Below are 22,531 nucleotides of genomic sequence, written 5' to 3'. Positions count from 1 at the left end.
TTTTAAGCTGATTTTTTAATGGCGTCATAAATGGCCCGTACGTTATTTTCCCAAGTATGACTTTTTGCAAAAGCGATTCGTTTCTTTTGCAGTTCTAGAGAATCTTCTTTCAAGGCTTTTTCTGCCAGTTTGATGTATTCATCTTTATTTGTTGCCAGATAAACATGTTCTTTGAACATCTCCATGGCCTTGGTTTGAGTGGCTAGTATTGGTTTGCCCATGGCCAGATATTCATCAATTTTTCGTGGATAGTTTCCAATGGTCCAATCGTTGACCACCTGCGGATTCATTGCCACATCAAAACCTTTTACATAATTTGGAAGTTGCGAAGAATCTTTACTTCCCAAAAAGAACACATTGTCCATATGGTGCAAATCGGATTGTCCGAAATCGTCATCCTCCGGTCCTACCAAAACAATGCTCCAATCCTTCTTCATATTGGCCATGTGCTCCAAGAGGGCTATATCCAATCGCATGCTGGTCAAATACCCAACGTAGCCTATTATTGGTCTTGGGATGGAATCAAATTCCTTCGGAATTTGGATGCTTCCATCTTCATCGTTAAAAAGAGAGATGTCGCACCCTTGTCCCACCATAAAACTATTGGGATTGTGCTGCAATCCATATTCGGCATAAAGTGTAGAGTTATTTACGACCACATCTGCCTGTTGAATAACTTGAGGTTCTATTCGAGCTCCATGCTTGCCCCAATAAGGCACCTTAATAAGGTAATCCCGCATGTAATAGGTATAGCTTTTGGGCTCCAAGAATTCTTTTAGATGTAATCCCAGAAACATGGAACTGTCATTAAATATCAATATGTCCTTAAACCCCAGATGGTCAATCGCATCTTGAATATCGTTGGAAAAAATCCTTGAATTTCTTCTATTCAGTACTTTAAATATGGAATGAATGGGAATCCAGTTGATGGATTCAATCATGGATTGGGGATAAAGGTTCCATAGGTTTTCGGCTATTTGAACCAAATTATCTTCCTCTCCATTTTTGATCTTGATTCTTTTTTGGATTTTCTCAGTGTTTTTTTCCCTTTTTAGAGAAGCTCTATCCAAGGGTGGATTTACATAAAGAACCCTATTATGTTTGGCAAACTCCGTGGCAATATTTTTACAATTACTCCCAATTTCTATATCCCAGGCCTGTATGCCCACAACAACAATGTCTTGACCTTTTATCATATCAATTGCTTTTTAATTCACGATGGACATCTTCATATAGTTCCAACACATTTTTTGCCATGGCCTCCCATGAAAAATGTTTTGCCCGCTCAATTCCTTTTTCAGAAAGTACCTTGGCCAGCATCTTATCTTCGATAAGATTTCTCATAGCCTCGGTTATTTGGAGAGGTTTGGAGGGGTCTACCATAAGCGCCGTCTCTTTCCCTGCCACTTCTGGCATAGATGATGTATTGGATGTAATCACTGGAACCCCACATGCCATTCCCTCTAAAATTGGAATTCCAAAACTTTCTCGTAGCGATGGATACAGAAATATGGTACTCTGACTTATAATTGCCGGCAAATCGGTATTGGGCACGTAGCCTGTTAAATGAATCATTTCCCTTATTTTTCGTCCTCCCGTGGTATCTAAAAGTTTTAACAATTCTTCCTCATCATAATCCAACATTACAATCTTGTATTTACCGGGGTATATTTTATTAAAGTCAGTAAAGGCCTTTAAAACTCCCTTGGTATTTTTTTTAGGATCAGTATTTCCCAAGAAAAAAAAGAAGTTATCGGGAAGCCTATATTTTTCTTTTGTTGACCTGAGCTGTATCGGATCCGTAACTTTCTTGAAATGGGTTCCCACTCCGTTATAGATGGCCGTCAACCTATTGTCTTTAAACCCAAAATGATTGTTGATACGTTCCTTTTCATAATTGGAAACCGTAATTACTTTTTTACTCTTTCTTATTACAGGAGGAACAAAGTACCTTCGGTACATGTTTCCCAATTTCTGGTACCATGTACCTTCTTTTTTGAAGAGGCTTATACTTTCCAGATAAATAATGTCGTGTAAGGTGGTTACAATGGGAACTTTTGAAAACAAGGGGCCCGTGTTGCTTGTGCAATGCAATACATCACATCCTTCTTTAAACGCAGCACGCGGTAAAGCGATCTGCTCCCATCCGGGATATCCCCATCTTGAATTCAATTCTACAATCTTGAAGTTGGGAGCGGAAGGGATACATGTGTCGTCAAAATCCGGTTTCACGAAAACCACATATTCATTTTTTTGGTCTATTCTTTGGAGGTTTTTGATTAATTCCAAAGCAACCATATCCATACCGTGCTTCTTTTTTCGAAAAAGACGTTGTCCTTCTATACCTATTTTCATTTGTTCTTATTGACTGTTAATGGTCCCGTGTTGGGTATGAATAAACTTTTTGTTCGCCCCTTTCAATTTGAAAAGGGACAAAAACATTACTGCAAATGCTTTGGGAAGTGTCAATAGCGCATTGAACGTGGTTCTGCTATAAAATTTCTTTGGGATTGCAAAAGCAAAGGCAAAAATGACCAACCCAAAACTGACATACCACAATATTCCAGGCACAGTCAAAAGGTTTGATGGCCAAATCAGATTCAGAATAAAGTATGCCAAAGCGATAACCGAAACCAATCCCAGCAAGAGTACCCTTGGAGGTGAGACCATCTGATAGACCTTGTCAAAGAAATCAATGTTGCCTTTGGTAAGCAATTCCTTCAATCCTGGCATAAAATACCTACCGAAATACACAAATTGAGCTGAAAGCCAACGCTTACGCTGGTTGGCAAAAACTTCTGATTTTTGAACTTTTTCATCCAAGACCAACGCATCATTAAGGTATTCAATCGTAGTTCTGTTCTTAAGGAGTTTTAATTCCAGTTCTTTGTCAAAACCACCCACAGCATTTACATGGGCCATAGTGTTTTTGAAAAAGTAATAGTCAAAGGCCATTCCAGATCCAATCAAAGCGGAGGAAAACCCTAAAACCCTGTGCCCCTTACGAAAGATATGATTGTTGATTTCCTCGCTGATCGCATCAAGAATGGCGAATGAAGTATTGGTGTTTTTTGCAATTCGGTGCCCTTGCACCACTTTATATCCTTGGTTGAAGGCCTTATTTATTTTTTCAACAAATCCCTCCTCCATAATGTTATCAGCATCCAAAATCAGGGCCACATCATAATCATCTCCAATGACTTTCATGGCCTGATTCAGTGCTTTGGACTTGGTACTTCTCTCAAAGGAAACCTCAACTACCCTTAAGGGTAATTTGTTTAGCCTGTCCAAAGTGGTTTGCTGAAAAGAGTCTGCTATAATAACAACCTCAAATAGATGAGCTGGATAATTTTGTTTTAGAGCCTGTTCGGCCACCTCAACAATTACATTATCTTCTTTATAACCTGGGATAAGTACTGCAAATTTTCGCTGCTTTGGGAGAATTTCTTTTCTTTTTTTGGCAGGAAAGAGGCCGGCAAAAGAGAAAACGAACACATAAATGGATGCAAATCCGAAGTATCCTATAAAAAGGATTTCCAAACTATTGACCAAAATTTTAATTACTTCCATATTATGTATTCGTATTAGCTATCTATTACCCTTCTACGAGTTCTTTTATTGATTTCTCTTTGAGCAAATTGTCGAAATACTCAATTGTTTTTCCAAGACCGGTTCGTAAATCCACATTTGGCTCCCATCCTTCTAGCCTTTCTTGGGCCAAGGAGATATCCGGTTTACGTTGCATGGGATCATCTGCCGGTAAAGGCAAGTGAATAATTCTTGATTTGGATCCGGTTAGGTCGATAATATTTTCTGCGAGTTCCAACATTGTGAATTCCCCAGGGTTTCCAATATTGATCGGCCCAATAAAGTCGTCTTCCGTATCCATCATTTTAATCATTCCATCCACCAAATCGCTTACATATTGAAAACTTCGCGTCTGGGTTCCATCTCCAAAAATGGTAATATCCTTTCCTTGAAGTGCCTGCATGATAAAGTTGGAAACCACTCTACCGTCATCCGGCTCCATTCTTGGCCCGTAGGTGTTAAAGATTCGTATGATCTTTACCAATACCTCGTTGGAATTATGATAATTTACAAACAGGGATTCGGCGCAGCGTTTACCTTCGTCATAGCACGATCTAACCCCAATGGGATTTACATGACCCCAATAATCTTCCGGTTGTGGATGTAGTTCTGGATCTCCGTATACCTCACTGGTGGATGCCTGAAGAATTTTGGCCTTGATACGCTTGGCCAATCCCAACATATTTATGGCCCCCAAAACAGACGTTTTTATCGTCTTGATCGGATTGTGCTGATAATGCACGGGCGAAGCCGGACATGCCAGGTTATAGATTTCATCGACCTCCAAGAAGTAGGGCAAGGTCACATCGTGGCGAATCACCTCGAAATAAGGGTTGTCCATTAAATGGACAATCTTGCTTTTTCTTCCGGTAAAGTAGTTGTCCATACTTACTACCTCGTTACCCTCTCTTAAGAGTCTTTCACATAAATGGGAGCCAACAAAACCTGCCCCTCCTGTTACCAATATTCGTTTCATTGCGCTGTTAAATATTTACGGTTTCCTTTTCGGTGCTATTCACCACATTTCTACCAATGCTATAGTATGTAAATCCTAGTTCGGCCATTTCTTCCGGGTCGTATACATTCCTTCCGTCAAAAATGAGTTTCTCATTCATGAGTTTTTCCAGAATTCTAAAGTTCGGCATCCGGAACTCTGACCACTCAGTAACCACAAGCAGGGCATCCGCCTCTATAATGGCATCATACTCGTCTTTTGCATATTCAATTTTATCATCCAAAATTCGACGTGTTTCTTCCATTGCCACCGGATCATATGCTCGTACGTTAGCTCCCATAGCTTTTAATTGATCAATAATTACCAATGAGGGTGCTTCGCGCATATCATCTGTCTTGGGTTTAAAAGAAAGTCCCCAAAGGCCAAATTGTTTTCCTTTTAAGTTTTCACCAAAATGGGCTTTGATTTTTTCGACCAGCACCGATTTCTGTCTGTAATTAACACTTTCAACTGCCTTTAAAACTTCCAATGAATGACCATATTCATCAGCAGTTCTGACCAAAGCTTGCACATCTTTTGGGAAACAACTTCCACCATATCCGGTTCCTGGATAGATAAACTTGTTTCCGATGCGGGAATCTGAACCGATTCCTTTTCTTACCAAATCGACATTGGCCCCAACCAGTTCACACAGATTGGCAATGTCGTTCATAAAACTAATTTTGGTAGCCAACATGGAATTGGCAGCATATTTTGTCATTTCCGAAGAGAAAATGTCCATAAACAACAATGGATGACCATTCATTAGGAAGGGCTTGTAAAGCTTGCGCATTACTTTTTCGGCGCGCTTGCTTTCAACTCCTACCACAATTCGGTCGGGTTTTAGGAAATCGTCAACCGCACTTCCTTCTTTCAGAAATTCGGGATTTGAAGCAACATCAAATGGAATACGCACGTTTCTGTTTGCCAATTCCTCTTCCACGGCAGCTTTTACTTTATATGACGTTCCCACAGGCACGGTACTTTTGGTAATGATTACTTTGTAATCTTCCATATGCTGACCAATTTCGCGGGCAACGCCCAGCACATATTTTAAATCTGCACTTCCGTCCTCATCTGGTGGTGTCCCCACCGCAATAAAAACCGCGTCGCTTTCTTTGATTCCTTTTTTAAGACTGGTAGTAAAAGAGATTCTACCTTTATCAATATTGCGCTCCAAAAGCACATCCAGCCCAGGTTCATAGATGGGAACCTCTCCATTTCGAAGCTTTTCAATTTTTTTCTCATCAATATCTACACAAACGACATTGATTCCGGTTTCTGCGAAACAAGTTCCCGTGACCAAACCCACATATCCTGTTCCAATAACTGTTATATTCATAATTTGATGTTTCTATTAAGGTTGATTTTATTGTTCAATTTTTTGTTCGTGCTATTTTACGTACCAATCCAAGCTTTGTGTACCTCCAGAATTGGCCCAATTCACAAAGTTGGGATACTCATCACTTATTGAGACGGTCTCCGGTGGTGGCACAAATCCTTCATAGATGTTCAATGCCCATGGAAGGTTCATGTTGGTTTTATAGTATCGGTCATTGGCAGGATTACTGAAATCATCTCCTGTGGCCAAAAACCCTGCTTTACTGGTTGGCGGTAGATCCGGTAGATGTATTTCTTTGGCCCGAATACCATCGGCAATTAAAAAGGCGTTAAAGGGAATATCTCCCAATAGATCCACCGCCATTGGGTTGGCGAAGGTGATTTCCATATTTATGGTTTCTCCTTCCCTACCCGTTACATCGCCAATAACAAAAATTACCGTCTCGTTGGATGCGGTTCCAGATTCTGTTCCGTTTGCATCTACATTAATATAACTCGCATTCAGAACCTGTCCGGAAACACCTGCAATATTGGAGGGTGCAATTGGAAAGGTGAACGCAAATCCATTCTTGAGATGCCCACCGATAGATTCTATGGTGAAAGTTGCCTGTATCTTGGTGACCATATTGTCCGCATTCGCCATTAGGTTAAAATTGTAATCCATGGCCAAGTCATTAAAATCATAATCTCCAATGTGGGGCCATAGGTCTTCAAAAACCATTTTACCGGAAGAGTTGATTGATGGGGCAAAATTGTTGAAGGCTAGATTAAAGTCGAATGGGAAATCATCAAGGGTATTATCCACCCCGTCCACATCGGCATCATTGGCCACGTCGAGGGTTGCAAAATCCAATACTTGAACTGCGCCAACGGGATTGGAAGTAATATAAAAAAGAGAATCATTAAAATCCCCGTCATCTCCGTTTCGTGGTCCGTCCTCTATGCCTAAAACCGCAAGATTTCGGTTTGGGTCATTTAAAAGTACCATTTGGGACTTGTTATTGTTGTCCGTATTAAAGGTCTCTTCAGAATAGTACGTATGTTGGCCTTGACCAACTTTATTGCCTTTCCATCCGTTGGAGACCACAAACCAGGACACCACGGTGTTGGCCGGAAACCTTCCAAGATGCACTTTATCTCCAGGAAAAAGTCCACCTCCCGCTCCATTCATTGAAGCGTTGGGAAAAATTACCGTATGGGAGCTTATATCGTCTGGGGAAGCGGGGGGACTGCCCACGGGAAAGGTGTAAAATCCAAGTGTATTTTTCCAAACGGCGCTTTCGGCCACAAAGGTGACCCAAACATCGGCTTCTTCGGTAATGACCAGATTGGTTTCTTTGTTATCCAAATATTCGGGATGAAGATCTTTTACATTTTGATTTTCCGGCAGTGAGGCGTTAATGTCATCCAACAATTCTTGTGTGATTACATCTGGGGTTTCCATAACATCTGGAACACCATTGGAATCATGCCCGCTTAAAAAAACAAAATCGATATCACCGGGTGGCTTATTGGTTTTTGCCCTCAGGGCAACCTGTTTTAATTTACCGGAAACCGGGTTGTTCCTGTCATATAAACTGTTATAGTCAAAACTTATATTGTTGTTGACAACTGGTAATCGAACCAAAGGTGTAAGTCCCAAATAGTTTGTGGTAATCAAAACAGAATCTGTTTCAAATCCTAGGTGAAATTCTTTTTCAAAATGCCCATTATCGTCAAATGTTGCCTTAGCGAAAGCAACACTATCCTGCGTGCCCTTTTTCCCATATAACGTAAATACTGCATTTTCTAAAAACTCGGGTACATCTAAGGAAACCGTCACATTTCTACTTGTGGAAAAATCAAAATCTGAGGGTATATCAAATGCAGAAAGTGGACCCTCTATCTCCGCAGGTGGATCCAGATCTTTTTCACTCACACATCCATATAATATGGATACGAGCAAGAATAAGCTTGTAATCTTTATACTTTTGCGCATCAAAGTAGGTTTAATTAATATTTTGTAAATATTATCCTACATTTTAAGAGAGAAAAGTATTTGTTGTAAAGTGTTGAATTCGTGTGGTAAACAGTCTACAAACCGATTCTTTTGGCAGGAATCGGGCAGCCAACCGAGGAAACATCAACCTAAGGCCGATTAGTATTCAGATAAAAAATGGGTTTTTCCAGCTATTTGTTGTGTTCTACGTACAGTAATTGTTCCTCCTCATTGAAGCGGAGACGTACTTTGTTTCCGTAAAATTTGGTTACATCTTCCAAATCAACCATTATGAAATTTTCAGGGGTAAATACATACTCACCGGGTTGGACGGAAGTTCTTATTGTAAACGATTTTTTATGACAATTCTCCAAAGCTTCGGATGTATTGGAATTCACATTGGTATTCCATCTGATGTTGAAGGTTTCTTTTATCCGAGAATTTGTCAATTGTATTTTATTCACTTGAATCTGTTCTCCAATTTTGTCTGTACTTTGATTTTTGAACGAACTTTCGGTGCAAGATGAACTCTCCAATGTAACATATCCATCCGTACTCTTTTCTGGGTAATCATGAATGCGATAGTTGCCACAAATTAAATTAACTATCGGTCTCAATTTGTCCGGGGCAACGTAGAGTTTGCCATTATCTTCAAACATTTGAATAAAGGGAAACACGGTAGGGCTTTCATCTTTTTGAATGCTTTTTTGAACTTCCAAGGTCCCTAAATGTGAATATAAGTAAGTCTTGTCTCCCTTGTTTAAAACCAAATTAACCACACTATTGTCGGTCTCACTAGAAAACATTACAAACATCAGAAATACACAAAAAAGAACACCTCCGATAACAATAAATGACGATCCAAATTTCTTTTTCAGTGGCATAGGCAAGACTTTCTAAAACAATGTCAATATATAAAATTGCCCACTGTGAGGTCATTCCGATTGACGAAAGGTAAGTTTGTCTTGACAGATTGAACAATTATCGGGATAGTTCACCCCATTTTAGCACTGTGGGTCAAATTCCACGAAATGGCCCTCCAAAAGGCTCTAAAGTGCTTGAGTTCTTTCTTGAATAAAAATTTCAGGCTATTCTTGGGAATGGATACAAAGCATTGGAACAGCATGCTTATACTCAGCTGTAGCGGTTTAAAATTTCTGCGAGCGAATAAGATTCTATTTCGAGAGATATAGTAGGTTTTTAGTGGACTAAATTTACCTGTTGAAACAGATTCTTTATGCAAAATATAGGACTTTGGTTGATAAAATATTTTATATCCTGCCCGTTTGATCACTTCGGCCCAATCATGCTCTTCGTAATACAAAAAGTAGATTTCGGTCATCATTCCAACATCATTGACAACACTTCTAGGAACCATCATCGCGGCCCCATGAATGGATTCTGTTTCTCCCGCGGTATCAAAACGACCATCATCTTTTTGATGGTATCCAATACTATTATTTCTAATGGTCCAATGGTTCATAGGGGTGTAGCCCGCGTATTGAATCAGTTCAGGATTCCAATGAAACTTGATCTTAGGGCTAACCATACCTATGGTTTTGTCTTCTTGCAGAGTTTGTACCAAAGGTTCAATAAATCCCTCAGGAACTATGGTGTCATTATTAATGAACAACAAATATTCTCCCTTGGATTGTTTGACCCCTAAATTATTCCCGCCTGCAAAACCAAGATTATCTTTGCTCTTGATCAAGCAAATCTCAGGGAACTGCTCTTTGATAATATCTGGATCATCATTGGGTGAAGCGTTGTCCACAACAATTACCTCAACATTAGGATAGGACAATCCCTTAAGGGATTGCAACATCTCCAAAGTGACTTCGGACTCGTTGTAATTAATGGTGATAATTGACACCAAAGGGTTTTTATCTGTCATAATTTTAATTTTATGCCGCTAGCGCCATCTCTGTTCCTTCTGGTTGTTTTTCTGCTTGAATCTTTTTGTCCCATTTGGGAGACAGGAATATGAATACCATTCCCACATACATCAAAATTCCGGTGGGAAATTGTCCAAAAACCCCATTTCCATAAGAAGCCAGCATAATTCCAGCCATTCCGCAGACCAGGGCGGTTACCTGTCCTTTTAACCAATCGTCCCGAATTTTGAACATGCAGTTGTATGCTCCTGTAATCAAAACAAAAAACAGGATAAATAAATGAAGCCATAGGCCTATAATTCCCATATCGGCCCAGATGGCCACAAACCAACTATCGGTTGCGGTATTTGCCAAAAAAGTATGGGGTGTAAATCGTTGTCCCCAATTTCCGGTTGACCCTATACCTCCTCCAAACGGTCTGGATGCCAAATACCCTGATAACTTTCTCTGGTTGTCAAGGCGCACCTGCAATGATGCATCATTAGGGTCGAATGCCGTTCGCATTCGTCTAATTTGGTCATTGTTGTTCCCTATGGTAGTATATTTGAAAAAGACAAAAATGGCGATTCCTGCCATTGCTCCTAGTACAATACTTGGGATATGTTTTCTTACAATGATGAACATTACACCGCCCATTGCCGGCACCGCAATGGCGCCTCTGGTACCCGAGATGAGCATCCCGTATAATCCCATGATGGCGACAAATCCAAAGAACGCCCTTAGTTTGAAGTTATTCTTTACGAAGAGCGCCAAAATACCAAAAACCACCCCGGTATGTCCTTGCGATGCACCAAACTGCCCGGCATCTGAATAAAAGGAGAAAATTCGAAGTTTTCCAAAAAGTATGTGTGTAACTGCACCACCACCATCCAACCAGGCTTGCTCAAAAGAATCCACCCCAAGTGTAAGCTGCATAATACCTTTGAAAGTCCCTAATAGACTAATAACTCCCCATATCATAAAGAATGTCATCATGTCTTTGGGACGGTTAAATAGGATAAAACACAGTGGAATGATCATCCATTGGTAGAGCGCTATTCCCCTCATGGCATAAAACCAAGCTTCGATACTAACTGCTTCAGGGTTTACCGCCTGCATCATGGCGTATCCGAACCATATGCTGACCAACACAGTCAGTTGCGAACGTGCATTGTTCCAAGGTAATCGTATCCTAAACTCTTTAAAAAATAGGGCCATGTACATCATAAACAATAATCCATCTATCATCAACCCCCACGTACCTGGTAAATACCTTGATATTCCAGTTACAAAGAAACTAAAAGCTATGATGGTTATGATTCCTATTCTTGGGGTAAGAAATAAATTGATTACATAAAGCATCCCCAATGGAAAGGCAATAATCCCAATCCCTGCAATGATTCCTTTGGATGCAATGAGCAATGCGGATGCTATTGCCAATGAAAACAACGTAAGAATCGGCAACGGCTTCTTTAGTAAGTCTTGGCCATATGTTCGCTCAAAGGGATTCATGGCGCCAAATAGGTGTTAAGGCTTTTGAAAAAAAGTATCCCTTCGGGAAAAATACGTTTGGACTGAATTTGAATTTCCCGACGCAAATAATAAAAGCCGAGAAAAATTCCTATCAACGTGAAAATTACGGTTCCCACAGCTACTAGAGCTAGAGATTGGAATACGAAAACGGCAATAAAATCCACAACAATATTTGCCAAAGTCATAATTATGACCTTGTTCAAATTTAATCTGGGTCTATTAATGCTATCCAAAAGCACACCAGTAAACCGGTCAATCGGAAGTAAAAGTGTATAAAGGGTAAAAATTCTGAAAATCAATGTTAGTTGAGGCAATACCTCAAGGTATTCCTTCCCTCCTAAAATGAGCACCAACTCTTCGGCCAAAATAAAACAGATGATGCCAACGGGTATAAATAATAAAGTAATAGCGCCGGAATAGGCATAAAAGGTTTTCCGCACTCCTTGCATATCCCCATCGATGCATTTTTTGGACATTCTGGGGTAGGCCGTCATGGTAAAACTCCGTAACGGAATTCCCAAAAGGTCAGTCAACTTCAAAGGAATGGCGTACATGGCTATGCCGGCAGACCCCAAAACGGGACTCAATCCAATGATAAACGTATCCGCACTTTTTAACAAGCTTGACCCAATAAGGGTTCCCATTGAGTATTTTCCAAAATTGATCAGTTCTTTGGTGGTATTCTTTTCTGCATATCGCAGATATAAACATCCATCCCATTTTTTAATGACACACCAAATACTCGACACCACGTTTACACCTAGATGCACCCACAGAATTTCTAGAATTCCCAAATGCAACCACCACTGATTCAGTATCAGAAAAACCACAAACAATCCAATATTGGAAAGGCGTACATACATCATCCCTGTAAAATCTTGTTTAGCTTGAAACAAAGCCATGGAATTGTTCCAACTCAAGTTGGTCAATGCCAAAATGGGATACCAGGTTAAAAAGAGAAAATATCCATAATTGATTTGAACATCCCAAGCTTTTACTAAGACATACAAGCTCCAACAAACTAGGGTTATGATTGCAAGTAGTTTAAGATTGATCTTAAAACTTGAACCCATCAGTTTTTTATAATCCCCTTCTTTGGCTCCTGCCAATAACCTCACGGAGGAGGTCTGGGTCAACCCAAAGCGCAATAAATCCACAAAAGTGGCCAGGGTAACATATAAAACCCAATCACCAAACAATTCTTTGCTCAGCTGTCTGGTCAACAACATAAAACTTGCCAATCCCAAAGCCGCTATGAGCACGTTGGTCATCAAAGAGCTCATGTTTTTTTCTTTTGCTATGTTCCCCAATCTTTTTAGCATTAGGCTATTGATTTTTTAGTAAAGAATCGGAGTTGAACCACTTTTTTCATCCATTTTCTAAATTTTGACCGCTTTTTGGGAAGATCCCCCACAACAGTTTCCATTTCCAACACCTTAACTCCATTGAGAATAATCGTTGGTTCCGGTCCGGTCGTAGCCTCCGTGAAAACTTTCAATGCATTTGCATCGGCACTGCTCCATGATCGGTTTGCCCGGGCCACCAAAAAGGAAAAATCGATGGTAGATGCCAATTTAACAGGAAACGGATTTTTGATGATGCTCGGCAGCTCAAGTATTACAAAATCGAAAAAGTTGAAGTCCAAAATTCGACGGCTGCTATCAAATTCTTCTATAGTCGAAATTTTGTATAGTTTGTCAGTAACTTCATAAACAATCTGGGCATAATGGTCATCTATTGGTTGTACTTCACATGCAATGTCAAACTCATCCATGGCTTTTTGATAGCGTTCGTCTATCACCTCAATTTCGTACTGATCGTTGACCACATAGGAAATGGCAGTATCTCGCTGATATGACATTTCAACTTCGTACGGATCATAGGTGATGTGAAGGATTTTATACCCTAATTCACAGAGTTTTGACACCAAATGTTCACAGATAAATGATTTCCCCTCATTTTCTTGGGTTGAAAAAACCATATTCACCACCGGACCCTCTTGTTTTTTCTTGAATTGGTTGAGAATCATGTTTTTTGATATGGCATTGACCGCCTTGTTGGTCAAATATTCAAAATCGATTTTCTTATTTTTCTCTGAAATGACTGGAAAAATAGACGAAACTTCCAATCCAATTTTTTCCTCGGCTCGTTTTGCGGTATTCAGATTACCATCCAAAAATTCAAGGACCAAAACGGTTATTGCCACCAGAATAAAACCAAATACAGCGGCTACAATTACCAAAATAATCCGCTTGCTGGGGTTTGGTTTAATGGGATAAAATGGTGCTTCGGTTATTTTTAAATTGGACTGTAACTCAACATTTTGTTGCCGTAATTTTGCCAATCCCAAGCTGTGCAGAAGGCTTAAATATTCTTGCTCTTCTATATTGATTTTGCGCTCCAATTTTTTCATGGTCGCTCCCAAAGGGGCATACCAAGTGTAGAGCTCATCAAATTCAATACGTTTTTGATCTAAGATTTTAAGTTCGGCCTTGGCTCCTTCATAGGTAATGGTATTTTCCAGCCAATCACCCAGAATGCTCGAAGTGGCCACTCCATTTTTGTCATGATCTACCACAAAAACAGTATCAACAGCTTGTTTAAGCTGAGCCTTTATAGCTTTTAATTTTTTGGTAGACTCTGCAATTTTCTTGGCATTAGCTATCTGAACCGTGGAATCTCTGGAGAGGTCCAAACTCTTCATGGATATGGTGTAATTGAGTTCCGCCAATTCATTTCGCAGCTCAATTATCCGCTTGCTTTGCAATCGTTTTTTTTCGTGTGTCCCCAATTTTTTTTCCAATTCAGGGAGCACTGCTTTGGAAGCATGGAAACGCTGCTGGACTTCTTGGTATCGCAGCTCAAAATTCTCTCTGCGGGAGGCCAATTGCTTGGTCTGTTCGTAGTAGTTCATGATTTTGTTGCCCTTGTTGAAATCGAGCAATTCCTTTTCGGCTGCATTCAATTGATCAGTGGTTCTGTTCAATTGATTTTCGAAGTAGCTTACAACTGCATCTGATTGGTTGGCCTTTATATCAGCATTGGCCTTGATAAATGTCTCCGTAAGGATTAAAAGTGTATTCTGGCAAATACCAGGGTCTTCGGACTGATAGGAAATATCCACAAAATCACTTATCGAAATACGTCTAACCCCAATTTTTTCCAATATTTTTCCGACGCTATAATCCGGATGCTCTAGATTCAACAATTCATTGATGAAATTGTCATGGCTTCCATCTTTATATTCCAAAAAGTTGGAATATGTTTTTTCCAAATCTCCTTTGACCACCAAAGCTTGCACCTCTTCTGGAACAATCTCCATTAATTCTCTATACTTTTTTTCCGAGATGATTCTTATATCGGCACCATCCAACAGCATGTGCTGTGCAAATAGCTTTAATGCCACAGTTTCTAACGTGGTCCTCGATTTTATGAGATTTAAAAGGTTATCATAAGCGATGTTGGTTTTGCTGTAATCAAACTTTGTATTGTCCAATTCAATGGTAGACCCCGTAGCAAACGCAGTATAAATCCTTGCTTTGGAATCATAGACCTTGGGCTGATTTTTAGTCAGAATAAACACCAAACTCCCCAACAAAATGGGCACCGAAATCAGCAGCCAAATGTGTCGGAGCAGGATTCTAACAAAAAACAGCAGATTGAATTTCATTTCCTAAATGTTCAATTTTATCCCAACTACTTCTTCCAACAGCAAAACTGCCAGACTCAATTCAGATTTTTGAGCTTCGTGAGCCACAATGGCTTCGTTAAGCATTTGACTAAGACGGGTGAACTCTGGTACGGAAATAATCCCATTTTTATATTCGGTCTCCGCTCTAAGCGACTGTATTTTATAAGTATCAACAATAGATCCATAAACAAAGAGCAACCGATGTGCCTTAACCAGTTCATTGTATCGAACAATAACCACTTCGCGAAGCTTTGCCTTATCCACTTCTTTTTCATAAACCGACCGTTCGGCTTCTGCCTTTGCCGATCTAATGGTATTTTTCCGATTAAGGATTGCTGAAATTGGAATTTTAAGCGAAGGCCCAAAGGTATACCGGTCCTGTTCTGTGGAAAATAAGGTTTGACTGGGTTGTGGAATTCCTGCCAATTGCGATGATGTCAAATTATCGAACACCCCATAACTGTAAACTGCTTCCAAATAAAAATAGTCCAACCATCGGGTTTGAGCCAAACGCTGTCTGGCCTTCCAATACTTTTGGTCCGCATCCCGATATTTTAGCTCGGGTGAATTTTCATGTGCCAAGGCAATTAGGCTATCCAGAGGTGGAAGCACTTTGGTGATGTCATTTTTTTCAAGATTCTTGGCTATGAACTCATCTATATCCTGGCCCAAGGCAAAATTGCACAGCAGCAACAATGATGCTATGGCAATGTGTTTCATTTTCATTGTTATACGTTTTCTTTTTGAAAAACTGCCTTGAAGGTTCGAAGTACAATCCACATATCAATCAAGAATGCATACTTGCTGTTTGCATATTTTACATACTTGATATCCAATTGCTTTCGTTCTTCGGGCGACATTTTTGACGACCTCCCCCTTGCTTCGACTTGCCAAAGACCTGTTATCCCCGAAGGGCCATTGAATCTTTCGGTCCACTCATCGGTTGTAAGCATTTCTGCTTCGTAAAGGGGTAAGGGCCGGTTGCCTACAATGGACATATCGCCTTTTAATACATTGATTAATTGTGGTAATTCATCAATGCTCAGTTTCCTAATTATCTTTCCAACTTTTGTTATTCTTGGGTCGTTGTCAAACTTGACAAACGCACTTTCTGCACTTTGTTTTCTTTTTTGATTGTGCATTAATTCATCCACTTCGGTATCATCACCAATGAGCACATTCCCCTTTTCCAAAGTTTGTGCTGGTGAAGTGATCTCAGTTTCCTCTTCATCATCATGTACATATTGGTTTAAATGCTGAAACTCCTTTAAACGTTTATCGGCATCGGGGTACATGGACCTCAACTTTAAAAAATTGAAGATTTTATACCCGGTTCCCACTCTTTTGGAGATGTAGTACACTTTTCCTTTCGATTCTAGACGAATGGCCAAGATCACCAGCAATAAAAATGGGGAGGCCAGGAACAATACCGTCGACGCAACAGCAATATCAAAACTTCTTTTCCAGAATCCTATTTTATATTCCTTGACTCCTTCTTGACCGGAAGAAATCTTTTGTTCCCTAAGGTTTGACTTCAGTTCCTTCAAAAAATTGATTCTTTCAAGAACTTGTTCAAAGCTTATGGGATGAATAAAAATATCGTCAAAACCGCGTTCAAGGGCCTCTAATTTATCTTCCCTACTCACCTTATCGCTTAAAAGGACGAAAGGTATTTTTCGGGCCGGATCAAATACTTCCTCAACATATTCTTCAAATTCGCTGAGATTTTTAAAGGGAATGTTTCGCTCACAAAGAATTGCATCTACGGTCTGATTTGCATTTATCCACTTTTTGGCCTTGAAATCGCAATTTTGATGCAGCCATCTAATGGCTTCCACACCAGTTTGCGCAGCACTGACCTCAACATCTTTGGAAAAGCGATGAAATTCATCGGCAAATCTTTGGTTGGTGCCCAGATAAATTATCCTTGTTTTTTTCTTTGTAAGTATTTCCATGCTATTGTCTAATGAGCAGCTTGTCTACCCGAATCATTAATTCCTCCGGATTGAATGGTTTCACGATATAATCATCGGCTCCCAAACGAAGGCACTCCACACGATCAGAACTACTGTCCCTGCAGCTCAATACAATAATGGGGATATCGGAAAAAACTCCAGATTCCTTGATTCTTTTAATCAATTCAAAACCATCCATTTCCGGCATTTCAAGGTCTGTAATCACCAAATCCGGTAAATTGCCAGCTTGAAGCCACGAAATGGCTGCCAAACCATTATCCATTGTTGTTACTGAGTGGGATTGTCCCAAAAATTGGGCGACCAGTTCACTCAGCGATTGTTTGTCATCTACTACCAGTATTTTCATAATATCTATTTTTGTAGTACTTATTTTAGTTTAAAAGTAGGATTTGTATTACGTTATATAAATTGAATGTTGTAAAAGCTGGGCTTTATGTGGTGAGGGCTTTTAATTGTGATATTGCCTTAGCTCAACAGTAATTTTTGGCAGCAACTCTTTGGACAGCTACCCTCTTGAATTTTGAGGAAAATAGTTCGCTTTCTATTCTTCAAACTCCAATCCTGTTAAGGAATTATCGGAGTGGAAAAGTTTTTGGGTGACCAGTTGTTTAAGCTCAAAAGTGAATTTTTTCCTTCCTTTTTTGTTAAGGTGCGAAGCGTCGCCAAAGTAAGTATCGTCATAGGGCATCAATACAGGATTTACGTACTTCACATAAGGATGGGTTTGCTTTAGATAATCATCCATTTGTTCCACCCCCTTTCGGTATTCCACATCCAACGCACTATACGAAGTTCGATTCATTGGGAGCGAAGTATACATAATGGTAATGTTGTTTTTGTGCGCCAGCTCAAACAACATCTCCAATGACGAAACCAAAACCTTTTTAGGTCTGAATTTTGTTCGTTGCGCTTCAACATTCAAATCATTGGAATGCGCCGCTCTTCCAAAATCAAAGCATCCTCTCCTATTTCTTATCTCATTGTAAACGGTATAATTGATATAGCCGCGCAATAAGAATGATTTACTCAATTCCGTCCTTAATTCTGTTGGAAATTTAAAATAGGTCTTATAGGCTCTTCTTATCAGCGAGCTTTTTTCCGATTCTTTAAAATTTGTTTCTCCTTCGTATTCCCAAAAAGTTTCATTTTCAGTGTTCAGGTCATTAAAAATATGGTCAATCTCATCCAGGTTGTAGAAATTATATTTTACCTGTCGATCCCAAAACATTTCGGATTGCTCAAAATGGAGAGGTCCATACGAAATGATAATGGTATCTATTTTTTTATCGGCATTGAGCATTCTTTTTAAAGAATAATATCCTTCCATTGGTGTGCCACCGCCCAAAGCCAAGTTGTAGTACTTTGACCCCAAGTCATCGGGGTCAATCCCAGCGATTACCCTACTGTCGCCAATTATAAAATTGCTGAATGTGTTTTCAGATTCCATGACTTCCATTTTACTTTTCCACATGGGATACTCCGTGTTGAAGTAATGAAATGGTAAAAACAGGCATATGAGATACACAAGCACAAACCAAATCACTGCAAATGCCAATACTTGTTTGATCAAATTACTTATCATAATTGCTTGTTTAAAATTGGAAATAGATAAATTCTTGTTCGTTACCGGAAAAAATGAATATAAAGCTCCAAATGATCAGGTAGAACGACCAGCGATAGACCCTCTTGTTCATTTTTACCCTCAATCCTTCTATCGCGTATTCATTTTCGCGTCCCATCCATTCAATAATCAAAAAGAAAGTCAACAACACAAAAATCAGAAGTACCTTAATGCCCATATACGCATCGAACTCTGGTATGGTAAAAAGGGAATTGGAGAAAATATCCGAGATATAGGTTAGTGCATGACCCAGATTTTCGGCCCTGAAGAAAATCCATGCCAAAACTGTTAATGCAAAAGTGGTTGACATCGCCCAAACTTCCCGAAGGGAAGGCACCAACTTGCCTTTTGCAACAACTTCTAGATTGTTTCTATTCTTTTTGGTAAGTAGTAATGGTAAAAAGTAGATAGCATTCAAGGCACCCCAAACAATAAAGGTCCAATTGGCGCCATGCCAAAATCCACTTACAATAAAAATGATAAAGGTGTTCCTTATTTTCATAGAGGTTCCACCCCGGCTACCTCCCAACGGAATGTATAGGTAATCCCTGAACCAAGTAGATAATGAAATATGCCATCTTCGCCAGAATTCGGCTATATCCCGAGAAAAATAAGGGTAGGCAAAATTGCGCTTTAGGTTAAATCCAAAAAGCCGGGCCGTACCAATAGCGATATCGGAATAGCCAGAGAAATCGCCATAAATCTGAAAAGTGAAGAACAGAGCGCCCAATACCAACATACTCCCTGATTGGCCATCGGAATTATTAAAAATCATATTGGCAAACTCGGCACAATTGTCGGCAATAACCACCTTTTTAAAAAGGCCCCAAAGTATTTGCCGCATACCATCAACCGCCTTGCTGTAACTAAACTTTCGCTTTACTGGAAATTGTGGCAAAAGGTTCGTTGCTCTTTCAATTGGGCCGGCAACAAGCTGTGGAAAAAAGCTTACGAAAGCGGCAAAAGCCACAAAGTCTTGCTCTGGTTGCAATTTTCTTTTGTATACATCTATGGTATAGCTGAGGGTTTGGAACGTATAAAAACTGATTCCAACAGGCAATATGATATTTAACGAATTGGCATTGATCTCATTTCCAAAAAAGGTGAACGCAGCTACAAAATTGTCCAGAAAAAAATTGTAGTATTTGAAAAAGCCCAAAAACCCCAGATTAACCAAAATACTGGTCCATAAAAGTGCCTTTCGTGTTCGTTGTTTTTCTTGTTTTATCAAAGCATTTCCTATCAAATAATCGGCGAGGGTGCTAAATATGATCAACGAAAGAAATCTCCAATCCCACCATCCGTAAAACAAATAACTTGAAGCTAAAATCAGTAGATTTTGATGTTTTAGGTTCTTATTAAATACATACCAATAAAGAATGAATACCACAGGCAAGAAAATGGTAAATTCAAGGGAATTAAAAATCATGGTTGTTGGTTTACAATTGTATTATTGAAATACAAAACGTAATTTCACTATTTTATGTAAGTATTTTCCTATTTATGTTGTGTATGCCGCATTAATGTATATGAAATTCCCACAGACATAAACCTATACCTCTATTTCCCTGCTAATTGTTATGAATCATAATAGTATCCATTCATTTGTTATTGGTGCTTATCAACAGTTAATAAAATCATAATTTGTAGGATTTATATTACATTCTATATACCTTTAGCTATCCCCTCCAACTTCCCCCGAATCCTATTGGTGCTTTTTTGGTATCCGAATAGGTGCGCAGCATAGAACAACCAAAACTATATATTATGAAAAATGGATTTTTACTCTTGGCTTTATTGCCCTGGGCCACCCTCTCATTTTCCCAGAGTTGTAACTGCGATGTTACTTTGTCTGGGCTTTCTTCAACCTCTTTGAATCTTATTTGGGCTTCGCAGACGACCTATTCCCCTGGGGACACCATTTGCATTCCGGCTGGAAATTATGCCGGTATTCGATTTTATGATTTTGAAGGCACCGCCGCTCAACCACTTACCATTAAAAATTGTGGTGGGAAGGTGGTTTTGACTGAAAGTGTCTATACTGGAATCTCCTTTAAAAAAAGTAAGTTTATCCGGTTGACCGGAACCGGTGATGCTGCCCATACATACGGTATTGAAATCGCAGGTACCGGGAGTGGAGCTGTTGGCATATATGTGGAAAATTTCAGCACCGACATTGAAATAGACCATATTGAAATCTCCTCAGCCGGTTTTGCGGGAATTATGGCCAAGACGGATCCCTATTGTAGCGACCCAGACACATGGCGTGTTAATGGGTTCGTTCTGGAAAATCTCAACATTCATCACAACTACATTCACGATACCGGCGGTGAAGGCATTTATGTGGGTTTTACAGGGGGATATAAAATTAACTCCAACCGAAGCTGCAATGGCACAAAGATCTTTGGCCACTGGTTAGAAAATGTGGACATACACCACAACATTATCGAAGATGTAGATTGGGACGGCATTCAATTAAATCTGGTGAGGGAAAATGGAAAAATACGGGACAATCACATTAGCAATTATGGACGGGACAATGTATATTTTCAAGATTTTGCCATGAGCATTGGGGGTGGAATTTATGAGGTGTACAACAATACCATGATCAATGGTTCCAGCGGAAATGGCCAGGGCATACAGTTTATAAGTGCCGAAAGTGGTACCAAAATCTATAACAATGTCATTGTTCGCCCGGATTTTCATGGCATCTTTATGCATAACAGACATGAGTTCGATGATATTAACGAAGGCTATTATGTATTGAACAACACCATTATAGAACCCGGTGACTCCGGAATGTTGTATAACACTAAAATCACCGAGACCAATGACCCCAACAAACTTTATGCTTCGCAAGATGAGGTTCCTTCCTATTTTGTGAACAATTTAGTGGTAGATCCCGGCAACGATTATGAGGGTGGCAATACCTGGAAACAAGATCAGGAAAGTTATTTTGACTTTAACGACCGTTCTGCTCGCGACAGTTTATTAGCCAACATTTATGATAACATCATGACACGTCAAATGGACACTTTGGGGTTGACAGACATTTTGAATGATGACTATAGTCCCAGTTCACAAACCTCGGATGTTGTGGATGCCGGCACCAATGTTTCGTCTTGGGGGGTAACTTTTGACCTTGAAAATGAAACCCGGCCTTCGGGCACTACTTTTGATATTGGCGCATATGAGTACCAGGTCTCTGGAGGCACTTCATTAAGAGCCAGGATTCCAGAAGAACCTGAACTAATCGATGAGCTTCCAAAAAATCAGGAATCCACAGTTTTTTATCCAAATCCCACTAAGTCCGCTTTTTATCTTAGGAACCGGCAAATGAAAAATCCAACCATTCAGATTATCAACCTAGATGGTAAGTTAATGTATGAAGGCAAATATATTATGGGCACTCCCTTTAATGTGGAAAGTTATCGGGCCGGGCTTTATTTTATAAAAGTAATTTCTGAAGAAAAATCGGAAACCCATCGCCTAATTATTAGGTAGAACAAAAAAGGGCCTTACTTAAGTAAGGCCCTTTTTTATGCATTTTATATCCTATCCGGACTCAGAATATAATTTGTTTTTGTCGCATTCAGTATTTCAGTCACACGTGTATTCTGTCTTCCTATCAAGGAAACCACTTTGTTTTGGCGTGCTGAATTTTGGTACAGTCTTTCAAAAAAATGTGCAGAAGCGGAATCCAATTCTGTAACCCTTTCCAAGCTCACAACTATATTATCGTGCTGTTCCATAATATGACTAAAATAGGAGTTTAGTGCTCCAACATGTTGTGTTGTTACCCTTCCAAGGATTTCAAAAATCCCTCGGTGTTCTTTAATTTCCAATGACATATGCTAAAAAATTTAGTTGGTTATGAACTATTTGTTTTAACATTTTCATGAAGTGCTCTTATGTATAACGTAAATTAACCGTTA

General features: G+C 39.6%; 18 protein-coding genes. 1 reads left to right on the top strand and 17 read right to left on the bottom strand.

Annotation, left to right across the window (positions count from 1 at the left end; translation table 11 throughout):
* Positions 1–2: 2 nt before the first annotated feature.
* The 16 genes from ACULLG_RS05985 to ACULLG_RS05910 form a co-directional block, all read right to left on the bottom strand.
* A complete protein-coding gene (locus ACULLG_RS05985; protein WP_452125866.1) occupies positions 3–1,196 on the bottom strand; it encodes a glycosyltransferase in 1,194 nt (397 codons plus the stop codon).
* A gap of 1 nt (position 1,197) precedes the next feature.
* Entirely contained in the window at positions 1,198–2,355 is a 1,158-nt protein-coding gene (locus ACULLG_RS05980; RefSeq protein ID WP_452125865.1) for a glycosyltransferase family 4 protein, read from the bottom strand.
* A gap of 6 nt (positions 2,356–2,361) precedes the next feature.
* Entirely contained in the window at positions 2,362–3,570 is a 1,209-nt protein-coding gene (locus tag ACULLG_RS05975) for a glycosyltransferase (RefSeq protein ID WP_452125864.1), read from the bottom strand.
* A 25-nt stretch (positions 3,571–3,595) separates the two neighbouring features.
* Positions 3,596–4,564 carry a UDP-glucuronic acid decarboxylase family protein gene (locus ACULLG_RS05970; protein ID WP_452125863.1) on the bottom strand — a complete coding sequence of 323 codons (969 nt, stop codon included), beginning with the start codon at positions 4,562–4,564 and terminating at the stop codon, positions 3,596–3,598.
* 7 nt (positions 4,565–4,571) lie between these two features.
* The gene (locus tag ACULLG_RS05965) at positions 4,572–5,924 is read right to left on the bottom strand and encodes a UDP-glucose dehydrogenase family protein (RefSeq protein ID WP_452125861.1); all 1,353 of its coding nucleotides are present in this window, start codon (positions 5,922–5,924) and stop codon (positions 4,572–4,574) included.
* Between the two features lie 51 nt (positions 5,925–5,975).
* The gene (locus ACULLG_RS05960) at positions 5,976–7,901 is read right to left on the bottom strand and encodes an LruC domain-containing protein (protein WP_452125860.1); all 1,926 of its coding nucleotides are present in this window, start codon (positions 7,899–7,901) and stop codon (positions 5,976–5,978) included.
* A gap of 191 nt (positions 7,902–8,092) precedes the next feature.
* Positions 8,093–8,785: a hypothetical protein gene (locus ACULLG_RS05955; protein WP_452125859.1), complete on the bottom strand. Its 693-nt coding sequence runs from the start codon at positions 8,783–8,785 to the stop codon at positions 8,093–8,095.
* Positions 8,786–8,895: 110 nt separating this feature from the next.
* Positions 8,896–9,795: a glycosyltransferase family 2 protein gene (locus ACULLG_RS05950; protein ID WP_452125858.1), complete on the bottom strand. Its 900-nt coding sequence runs from the start codon at positions 9,793–9,795 to the stop codon at positions 8,896–8,898.
* A 10-nt stretch (positions 9,796–9,805) separates the two neighbouring features.
* Positions 9,806–11,287 carry an O-antigen ligase family protein gene (locus tag ACULLG_RS05945; protein WP_452125857.1) on the bottom strand — a complete coding sequence of 494 codons (1,482 nt, stop codon included), beginning with the start codon at positions 11,285–11,287 and terminating at the stop codon, positions 9,806–9,808.
* Positions 11,284–12,630: an oligosaccharide flippase family protein gene (locus ACULLG_RS05940; RefSeq protein ID WP_452125856.1), complete on the bottom strand. Its 1,347-nt coding sequence runs from the start codon at positions 12,628–12,630 to the stop codon at positions 11,284–11,286. The genes ACULLG_RS05945 and ACULLG_RS05940 overlap by 4 nt, the downstream gene beginning before the upstream one ends.
* On the bottom strand, positions 12,630–14,978 hold the full coding sequence (locus ACULLG_RS05935; protein WP_452125855.1) for a GumC family protein: 2,349 nt from the start codon (positions 14,976–14,978) through the stop codon (positions 12,630–12,632). The genes ACULLG_RS05940 and ACULLG_RS05935 overlap by 1 nt, the downstream gene beginning before the upstream one ends.
* A 3-nt stretch (positions 14,979–14,981) precedes the next feature.
* The gene (locus tag ACULLG_RS05930) at positions 14,982–15,725 is read right to left on the bottom strand and encodes a TolC family protein (RefSeq protein ID WP_420321452.1); all 744 of its coding nucleotides are present in this window, start codon (positions 15,723–15,725) and stop codon (positions 14,982–14,984) included.
* Between the two features lie 2 nt (positions 15,726–15,727).
* Positions 15,728–16,954 (bottom strand): sugar transferase, encoded by a 1,227-nt coding sequence (locus ACULLG_RS05925; RefSeq protein WP_452125854.1) that lies wholly within the window; start codon positions 16,952–16,954, stop codon positions 15,728–15,730.
* A gap of 1 nt (position 16,955) precedes the next feature.
* Positions 16,956–17,321 carry a response regulator transcription factor gene (locus ACULLG_RS05920; protein ID WP_420321450.1) on the bottom strand — a complete coding sequence of 122 codons (366 nt, stop codon included), beginning with the start codon at positions 17,319–17,321 and terminating at the stop codon, positions 16,956–16,958.
* A 195-nt stretch (positions 17,322–17,516) separates the two neighbouring features.
* Positions 17,517–18,557: a hypothetical protein gene (locus ACULLG_RS05915; protein ID WP_452125853.1), complete on the bottom strand. Its 1,041-nt coding sequence runs from the start codon at positions 18,555–18,557 to the stop codon at positions 17,517–17,519.
* Between the two features lie 10 nt (positions 18,558–18,567).
* Positions 18,568–20,025, bottom strand: coding sequence for an MBOAT family O-acyltransferase (locus ACULLG_RS05910; RefSeq protein ID WP_452125852.1), 1,458 nt, complete (start codon positions 20,023–20,025; stop codon positions 18,568–18,570).
* Between the two features lie 338 nt (positions 20,026–20,363).
* Here ACULLG_RS05910 and ACULLG_RS05905 point away from each other — a divergent pair, with 338 nt between their 5' ends.
* Positions 20,364–22,100, top strand: coding sequence for a T9SS type A sorting domain-containing protein (locus ACULLG_RS05905; protein ID WP_452125851.1), 1,737 nt, complete (start codon positions 20,364–20,366; stop codon positions 22,098–22,100).
* A 44-nt stretch (positions 22,101–22,144) separates the two neighbouring features.
* Here ACULLG_RS05905 and ACULLG_RS05900 read toward each other — a convergent pair whose 3' ends face one another.
* Positions 22,145–22,447 (bottom strand): STAS domain-containing protein, encoded by a 303-nt coding sequence (locus ACULLG_RS05900; RefSeq protein WP_452125850.1) that lies wholly within the window; start codon positions 22,445–22,447, stop codon positions 22,145–22,147.
* Positions 22,448–22,531: the final 84 nt, after the last annotated feature.

This window comes from Flagellimonas sp. 2504JD1-5, assembly GCF_053618295.1.
Note: the sequence above shows the minus strand (reverse complement) of the source record. Positions and strands in the feature narration are given on the sequence as shown.